Source organism: bacterium (genome assembly GCA_040755795.1).
Taxonomy (GTDB): domain Bacteria; phylum UBA9089; class CG2-30-40-21; order CG2-30-40-21; family SBAY01; genus JBFLXS01.
Window position 1 is genome coordinate 1 of record JBFLXS010000176.1, and the last position, 7,827, is coordinate 7,827.

A 7,827-nucleotide genomic window follows, 5' to 3' on the forward strand; every position below is an offset into this window, starting at 1 on the left:
TAGGGACATCGTAACCGTTCAGGGTGTAACGAAGGGGAAATGGAGAAATCAGGGAAAAGGGGAAAAAATATTCTTATTTTAGTAAGAAAATCATATTATTTAGAATGTCATTGACAACTGATGAAACTTTCTGCTACCTAATTCCCCTACCCCTCTCCTTTCTCCCCATTTCCCCTTTTCTCCTTATGGACACCTGAACGCTTACGGGACATCAAAATAAGGAAACAAATAGAGTAGTAATATTCATTACTGCCGTGATTCTCCTGGTGTTAACTGAATGCTGATTCCTGATTACTGAAAACTTACATAATTCTGTAAGCATTCAACCATCAGAAAACAGAAGTAAGTAAAGAGTAACTTCTTGCTTACTGATTACTAACTGCTGATGCCTGAACGCTTACAAAAAGAGGCTCATAAAGTGAAAATAGAACAATATATCCCGGGTAATTCTGTGATTCATTCATTAGACCCGAGAGCAAAACTGATAATGATAGTAACCGCGCTTTTATTTACTGTATTAGCAGATAATTTTACTACCTTAGGAATAATAATTTTCATTTTGTTATTAATGATTATTTTAACACAATTACAACTAAAAGATATTTTTGTTCAATTGCGATTTTTGAAATGGCTTTTGATATGGACATTTTTAATCTATCTTATTGCTCCTCAAGAATATTCTTTAAATCAACGGTTATATTCAGGAACATTATTTAGTGTAAAATTGGTAGTTTTAATTTTATGGGTTTCAGTTTTAGGACTAACCACTTCTTCCGTAGATTTATGTCATGGATTAGAATATTTATTAACTCCTTTAAAAAAAATCAAGATACCGATACAAGACATAATTTTAATTCTTCACTTAAGTTTAAGACTTATTCCGATATTGTTTGAAGAATTAAATACAGCCATTAAGATGGAAGAGATAGAGGTTAAAAAAGGAAATATCTTAAAAAAGATAAGATATATCATTCCTGCTATGGTTCTATTATTTAAAAATTCATTCCAGCGAGCTGATGAATTAGCAGTGGTTTTAGAAAGCAGTGGAGACCAAATAATCAAAAACAGGACTAAAAAACTAAAAATGGCGAAAAAAGATTATTTATTCTTATCCGTTATTGGGATTACTTTAGTAATTGGTAATTGGTGAGTAGTAAGGGGTAATTAATTACCTCAAAAAGGAGGAAATTACTATGGCGATGATGCGTGATATAAAAAGAAGGATAAAATCGATTAAAAATATCCAACAAATTACTCGAGCAATGATGCTTGTTGCCGCCGCTAAAATGAAGAAAGCAGAGATGAGTATTACTTCTGCCAGACCTTATGCCTATGGGTTAAATGAGATTCTCAGCAGTCTGGCATTAAGGGTAGAAAGAGAAGAAGATTATCCACTACTTTTAAAACGGCAAGTTAAAACATCAGGATTACTTATGTTCACTTCTCAAAGAGGGTTGTGTGGTGGATTTAATACCAATCTGATTAAAAATGTATTTCATTATTTAGAAGAAGAGCGTGATAAATCTATTGATATTAAATTAATGATAATCGGGAGAAAAGGATTTAATTTTTTTAAACGATTTGATTACAATATACCATTTACACTTCCTACACCTGACCAGGTTACTTATAAATTTGCAGAAGAACTAACAAAAAGAGTTATTGATTTATACACCTCTAATGAAATAGATGAGATAACTTGTGTCTATAATGAATTCAAATCTGTTTTTAGACAACAAGTAGTTCGAGAAAAATTACTGCCTATTATTCCCCTGTCACCTCCTTCTTCCAAAATAGTCTCAGAGTATCTCTATGAGCCTTCTAAAAAAGAGATACTAAATACCCTGCTTGAAAAACATATCGTTGTGCAGCTTCATCGTATTCTATTAGAATCACAGGCATCTGAACATGCAGCAAGAATGGTTGCGATGGAATCCGCGACAACTAATGCCAAAAAGATGATAAATGAGTTATGGCTTTCTTTCAACCGAGCAAGACAATCCTCTATTACGAAGGAAATAGCAGAAATTACAGGAACCGCCGAAGCACTTAAAGGATAAATATGGCAAAAGGGTAACTATTCACCCTGTAGGAGAGTAGGGAAGTAGGAAAGTAGGAAGTAGGAAGTAGGAAAGTAGGAAGTAGGAAGAGGGGAAAATACTTCATACTATTTTCCCCCTTTCCTACTTCCTACTTCTTACTTCTTACTTGCCTGGTATGCTGAATAGTTACGCAAAAGGTAAGATGTAAGACCGCGCAAATCAACTCCTTTTATCCACTAAATCTGCTAAAAGTCCAATTGCCAGAACTTGCACGCAAGACATTAAAATAACAATGACACTAATATCCATCACTTTATCAAGCACAAAATAACTATAGCAAAAAACAACCATTGCGATTAAAAATAGTGTCAGACTCAAAGGAATAAATATCTTCAAAGGATTAAAATACATCACTGTCCGAATGATAAGCAGGATAAAATTATAGGTATCGTAAATCGGTCTTATTTTAGATTTGCCTTCTCGCGGCAGGTAATCTATGGGGATAAATTTTACTAAATAATCATTTGTGAGCATTGCCAGAGTAATCGTAATGGTAAAAGAAAATCTATCAGGTAATATATTAAAGAATTTCAAGGCAATATCTTTTTTAAAAACACGCATACCTGAATTCAAGTCCGGGATTTGTGCCTCAGTAAGATAATTGGCTAACATATTTAACAAAAACTTAGCTGGTCTGCGGATAAGTGGGATTTTTTGCTTCTTTCTTGCTCCAACCACCATATCGTATTCACCAATAGAATTAATTAGTGTTGGCATTTCTGAAACAGGATAAGTTCTATCTGCATCTATAATCGCTATGATTTCATATTTAGCCTTTTTAATACCTGTTTTAATCGCAAAACCATATCCTCTATTTTTAGGAAGTTGGATTAAACAAGTTCCTTTGTCTTGAGTAATCGTAGCCGTTTTATCTTTCGAGGCATCATCAACCACGATTATCTCATACTCATAGCCCTGCATATTTTCACGCAGTGTATCAATTAAACCACCAATACTCTTTTCTTCATTATAAGCCGGGATAACAATACTTACTTTATTCATTTTAATATGTAGTGTAATTCACTCCATCAGAATCTAAGCCATCATAATTGACCATAATCTTTCCTATTGCCGGGTTGTATAACCACCCACCAGTGTTAGTTACACTATTTCCATAAGTTATTTTATCACTTGTTCTTATATTATAAGGGACATTCATTCCCAGATTTGCCGATGGTATTTTCCTTAGATAAGTGGGAATAAACGGTGGGTCGCCAAAACTATCCAGACTATCCGGATAAACACGGTGTTCATTATAATATCGCATAATTGCATCTCTCAATATCCTTAAATTTGCCTGAGTAGAAACATCAGCGGTTTTACCAACCGTTCGCTCCATAAATTTAACTCCTGTTTCTTGAGTCATTTGTTGTGTTGTTTTAGAAGTAAAATAAACACACAAAAAACCAATGATACAAAGAGTTAAGATTATTCCAATAATCCCCATTCCTTTTTGCAATTTAGTTCCTCCTTTTTAATCCGCAAGATTTTACCGCAGATTTCAATTTATTTCCATCAATAATCTATATCCTCTGCGGATTTAATTTAGCAATTCTTTAATCTTATCCTTTATATTTTCACTCTTCATCAATGTTGTGCCGACTAAAATCGCATCGATTCCCTTTTCTTGAAGTAATTGAACATCCTCCTTTGTCTTTATCCCACTTTCACTTACGACTGTTTTCTCCTTTGGTATGATTAATTTTAGCATAAAAGTAGTTTTCAAGTCAACCACAAATGTATATAAATTACGATTATTTATTCCAATAATCTCACTTTTCACCTGTGAAACCTTATCCCAGTCATCATAATTATGAACCTCTAATAAAACATCTAATCCTAAAGTCTGACTTATACTTAAAAAACTATTAATTTTCTCAAGAGGTAGGCAATCGACAATTAAAAGTATGGCATTTGCGCCCCAAACCTTTGATTCATAGATTTGATATTCATCGATAATGAAATCCTTCCGCAAAATAGGGATATGAGTTGCTTCTTTAACAGCCTTCAGATGTTGTAAATTGCCTTGAAAGAAGTTTTCATCCGTCAGCACAGAGATAGCCTTTGCCCCGCTTTCCTCATAAATTTTGGCAATAGCCACCGGGTCAAATTCTTCGCAAATAACCCCTTCTGTTGGCGATGCCTTTTTAATCTCGGCAATCAATTTTACCTTGCCCCTCGGATAAGAGATAGCGCGTTTAAAATCTCTGGTATCTTTAGGTAAATCGTAAGCCACTTTTTTCATCTCTGCCATAGGCTTGATTATTTTTCTTTTTTCTATTTCTATTTTTTTCTCTTTAAGTATTTCTTTTAAAATCATTGTGAAGTAAATTCCTTTAACCTTTCTAACTTTTCTAATGCCAATCCTGAATCAATGGATTTTTTAGCTAACTCAATTCCTTCCTCAACGGTATTTGCTTTCCCACCAGCCATAATACCAAAGGCAGAATTTAATAAGACAACATCCCTTCTTGCCCCATCTTTTCCTTTTAACACGGCTAATGCCATTTCTAAATTCTTTTGAGTCTCACCGCCTTTAATTTCGTCTATGGAAGTTCGTTTTAGCCCAAACTCCTCTGGAGTAATCCAATAAGTAGAGATGTTTCCGTCTTCTTTTAATTCACTTATTTTAGTTCGACCGGTAATAGATATTTCATCCACCCCTTCTTCGCCATGAACAACAAATACTCGCTTACTACCAAGATTTTTCAAAACATTAGCTAAAGTTTCAGTTAGATTTTCATCATAGACACCTAAAAGTTGTCTTTTAGCACCAGCAGGATTAGTCAGAGGTCCCAGGATATTAAAGATAGTTCTAATGCCAACTTCTCTTCGCGGACCAATGGCATATTTCATTGCCAGATGGAGTTTAGGAGCGAATAAAAAGCCAATTCCAACCTCTTTAATACATTTTTCTATCACCTCAGGTAATACCTCAATATTTATTCCAAAACCTGTCAATAAATCTGCACTACCACATTTTGAGGAAACGGATTTATTACCGTGTTTAGCTACCTTAATTCCTGCTCCGGCAACGACAAAGGCAGAGATAGTCGAGATATTAAATGTATGTAATCCATCTCCACCAGTGCCGCAGGTATCTACCACATCACCTTCGACATTTATTCTCGTAACCTTTTCTCGCATCACCAAAGCCGCACCGGTAATTTCATCTACTGTTTCACCTTTCATGCGTAATGCGGTGATAAAACTGGCAATTTGGGCATCCGATGCCTGGCCTGACATAATTTCATTCATCACAGTTATGGTTTCTTCCTGCGTTAGGTTTTGATTTTGAACAACCTTTGCAATTGCCTCTTTAATCATCTTTAGTTACCTCCTCTGATTTTAGTAAATATCTCCTCTTGTATCCATATTAGTTATAATAACATTCTTATTCTTTGTATCTATGATGTAGAAGACTCTTAATTTCCCTATTCTAAACCGATAAAAGCCCTCTAATGCTCCTGTTAGTTTCTTTATAGATTTTCCATAATAAAAAGGCGTTACCTCCAGAATATCCAACATCTTCTCAAATCTTTCTTGAAAATCTCTGTTTAGTTTTTCATAATACTTTTTTGCCTTATTTGTCCAGATTACTTCGAACATCTTTTAATATCATCCCAAACCCGACTGACTTTTCCAGTTTTAATATCCTCTAATCCCTCTTTTATATCCTTAAGTAATTGATGGTCACAAATGGTTTCACAAGTAGCCTTCCATGAATTAATAGCCTTTTGAATATCTGGAGAGAAAATTTTTTTCTTTATCTGCTGAGCCATTTTTAAACCTCCCTTGATTTTCATTTTATCAATAAAGTTTCTGCTAATTTCTGGCATAGATGTTGGGTTAAAAAGTCAATATCCTTGCGTAATCTCTTGCGTTCTTCTCTTGTCCTAACTAATGTTTTCAAAGATGGTCTATTCCCTTTAAAAGTATCTCTTGCCTGCCATAGTTGTTGTCCGGTTTCTACATTAATCATTCGAACACTAATTCCTACTTCCGCAGATGGTTGAAGAAAAAGGATGTAAAGAAGACCTACAACACTAACTACCGCTCCGATAACAATGATAGTATCTAACCAGTTATCTTCATCATCTTCTTCTTTATCTTTATGACAGCGATGGTCTGTGATGATAACTGGTGGTGAAGGTTGTTGTGCCTGGGCTACTTGTTTATCCTGTCCATAAGGTGTATATTTAGTAATTACTCCTAAGATAACGGCGTGAGCACCAAGCATCTTGCCAATTTTAACCGCAGTTGCTTCATCAATCCTATCTTTGCAAAAATCCTGTTCTTTAAAAAGGTCTTCTACCTTTATCCTTTCTACTAAATCAAAATGTCCAATCTTCCCTAACTGTAGATTGAATTCATCTGTAACTAAAAGGTTTGCCTCCTTTATTTTGGTCAAATTCTCAAAAGGTAAGACAGCAACCCGTTTTTCTTTTAACTTATGTATAGCGTCATCAATAAAAAAGTTATTCACCTGATATGGTCTTGTGCCTGCACAACTTGTGAAATTAAGCAAGGAAACAATAAGTAAAAAGGTTAATAACTTCAATGTAATTCCACCTCTTTATATTTGGTAATTGGTAACTGGTAATTGGTAATTGGTAACTGGTAATTGGTAACTGGTAATTGGTAACTGGTAATTGGTAACTGGTAATTGGTAACTGGTAATTGGTAATTGGTAACTGGTAATTGGTAATTGGTAATTGGTTACCAATTACCAATAATTAGGTACCAGTTACCAATTTTTAATTTCGTGAAGCCCTAATATAATGAATGCTTTCGGATAAAATCTGAGTTACAAATTCTCCTTATCTACTGTTATCATCTCTTTTATCTTCTCAAATGTCTTTTGCCCAATCCCTTTTACCTTAGTTATATCTTTAATTGATGGGAAGTCCCCATGTATATTTCGATATTCGATAATTCTGTTGGCTATGGCAGAACCAATGCCGGGTAATTTATCAAGTTCTTCGATAGAGGCAGTATTTAGATTGATTTTCAACTTCTCTGATAGAGATTTACTTCCCTCTACTGTTATAAAGCCAACATCAATAGCTCCATGTTTTTTTGAGGAAGAAGAATCTCTCTCTTCTTCCTTTAATGTTACGGTGATAGAGGCAAATTTTTCTACATTACCTACGGTTATCAATCCCCTAATCTTTTCAAAATCTTTTTTACCAACCCCTTTAACCTTAGTTATCTCTTCGACCGATTTAAACTTGCCATGCATCTTTCTATACTCAACAATCCTATTTGAAGTTACACTTCCAATCCTGGGTAAAGTCATTAGCTCTTCTAATGAAGCAGTATTTATATTGACTTTATCTGGTATTATTTCTTCTGAAAAAACCTCAAAGGCAGAATGCACGAGCTCAATCTTAGAGAGTGCGTTTTCTCCCTGGATATGCGTTACTATTAAAATCCCGGAGGCAATTAATGCTGAGACAATAAGAAATAAGACCACTTTTTGCTCAGAGCGATTAAAAATCTCCATAACTCCAAATCCTGTAACCGTTCAGCCACAGAGGCACAGAGTTCACAGAGAATTAGAGAAATTAGCCACAAATGAACACGAATTAACCTGTAACATTCGATAAATGTAGTGCGAACCTTTAGGTTCGCTTTCCTGCTTGCCAGAAGCGAGGCTAAAGCCTCGCACTACAAATCTTTTTATTATTCGTGTTCATTCGTGGTTATATATTCCCTCTGTGTT

11 protein-coding genes are annotated in these 7,827 nt (G+C 34.7%); 2 read left to right on the top strand and 9 right to left on the bottom strand.

Annotation, left to right across the window (positions count from 1 at the left end; genetic code table 11):
- Positions 1-418 precede the first annotated feature (418 nt).
- Both AB1414_11750 and atpG read left to right on the top strand, forming a co-directional pair.
- A complete protein-coding gene (locus AB1414_11750) occupies positions 419-1,150 on the top strand; it encodes an energy-coupling factor transporter transmembrane protein EcfT (protein MEW6608100.1) in 732 nt (243 codons plus the stop codon).
- Positions 1,151-1,193: 43 nt separating this feature from the next.
- Positions 1,194-2,060 (top strand): ATP synthase F1 subunit gamma, encoded by an 867-nt coding sequence (gene atpG, locus AB1414_11755; GenBank protein MEW6608101.1) that lies wholly within the window; start codon positions 1,194-1,196, stop codon positions 2,058-2,060.
- 201 nt (positions 2,061-2,261) lie between these two features.
- On the opposite strand, the gene AB1414_11760 is transcribed toward atpG, so the two are convergent.
- From AB1414_11760 to AB1414_11800, 9 genes are all read right to left on the bottom strand, one after another.
- Positions 2,262-3,104 carry a glycosyltransferase family 2 protein gene (locus AB1414_11760; GenBank protein MEW6608102.1) on the bottom strand — a complete coding sequence of 281 codons (843 nt, stop codon included), beginning with the start codon at positions 3,102-3,104 and terminating at the stop codon, positions 2,262-2,264.
- A gap of 1 nt (position 3,105) precedes the next feature.
- Entirely contained in the window at positions 3,106-3,561 is a 456-nt protein-coding gene (locus AB1414_11765; GenBank protein MEW6608103.1) for a hypothetical protein, read from the bottom strand.
- Positions 3,562-3,642: 81 nt separating this feature from the next.
- Positions 3,643-4,422 carry an indole-3-glycerol phosphate synthase TrpC gene (trpC, locus tag AB1414_11770; GenBank protein MEW6608104.1) on the bottom strand — a complete coding sequence of 260 codons (780 nt, stop codon included), beginning with the start codon at positions 4,420-4,422 and terminating at the stop codon, positions 3,643-3,645.
- The gene (trpD, locus tag AB1414_11775; protein ID MEW6608105.1) at positions 4,419-5,429 is read right to left on the bottom strand and encodes an anthranilate phosphoribosyltransferase; all 1,011 of its coding nucleotides are present in this window, start codon (positions 5,427-5,429) and stop codon (positions 4,419-4,421) included. Before trpD ends, trpC begins: the two co-directional genes overlap by 4 nt.
- 21 nt (positions 5,430-5,450) lie before the next feature.
- Positions 5,451-5,711, bottom strand: coding sequence for a type II toxin-antitoxin system RelE/ParE family toxin (locus tag AB1414_11780; protein MEW6608106.1), 261 nt, complete (start codon positions 5,709-5,711; stop codon positions 5,451-5,453).
- Positions 5,699-5,908, bottom strand: coding sequence for a hypothetical protein (locus tag AB1414_11785; GenBank protein MEW6608107.1), 210 nt, complete (start codon positions 5,906-5,908; stop codon positions 5,699-5,701). Before AB1414_11785 ends, AB1414_11780 begins: the two co-directional genes overlap by 13 nt.
- Positions 5,905-6,663 (bottom strand): CsgG/HfaB family protein, encoded by a 759-nt coding sequence (locus AB1414_11790; protein MEW6608108.1) that lies wholly within the window; start codon positions 6,661-6,663, stop codon positions 5,905-5,907. The genes AB1414_11785 and AB1414_11790 overlap by 4 nt, the downstream gene beginning before the upstream one ends.
- 15 nt (positions 6,664-6,678) lie before the next feature.
- Positions 6,679-6,741, bottom strand: a complete 63-nt coding sequence (locus tag AB1414_11795) for a hypothetical protein (protein MEW6608109.1) — start codon at positions 6,739-6,741, stop codon at positions 6,679-6,681.
- Between the two features lie 168 nt (positions 6,742-6,909).
- Positions 6,910-7,608: a helix-hairpin-helix domain-containing protein gene (locus tag AB1414_11800; GenBank protein MEW6608110.1), complete on the bottom strand. Its 699-nt coding sequence runs from the start codon at positions 7,606-7,608 to the stop codon at positions 6,910-6,912.
- Positions 7,609-7,827: the final 219 nt, after the last annotated feature.

Excerpts from the sequence above, each read along its gene's own strand:
- atpG (MEW6608101.1), top strand. The coding sequence starts at position 1,194 with ATGGCGATGATGCGTGATATAAAAAGAAGGATAAAATCGATTAAAAAT.
- AB1414_11760 (MEW6608102.1), bottom strand. The coding sequence starts at position 3,104 with ATGAATAAAGTAAGTATTGTTATCCCGGCTTATAATGAAGAAAAGAGT.
- trpC (MEW6608104.1), bottom strand. The coding sequence starts at position 4,422 with ATGATTTTAAAAGAAATACTTAAAGAGAAAAAAATAGAAATAGAAAAA.
- trpD (MEW6608105.1), bottom strand. The coding sequence starts at position 5,429 with ATGATTAAAGAGGCAATTGCAAAGGTTGTTCAAAATCAAAACCTAACG.
- AB1414_11780 (MEW6608106.1), bottom strand. The coding sequence starts at position 5,711 with ATGTTCGAAGTAATCTGGACAAATAAGGCAAAAAAGTATTATGAAAAA.
- AB1414_11785 (MEW6608107.1), bottom strand. The coding sequence starts at position 5,908 with ATGAAAATCAAGGGAGGTTTAAAAATGGCTCAGCAGATAAAGAAAAAA.
- AB1414_11800 (MEW6608110.1), bottom strand. The coding sequence starts at position 7,608 with ATGGAGATTTTTAATCGCTCTGAGCAAAAAGTGGTCTTATTTCTTATT.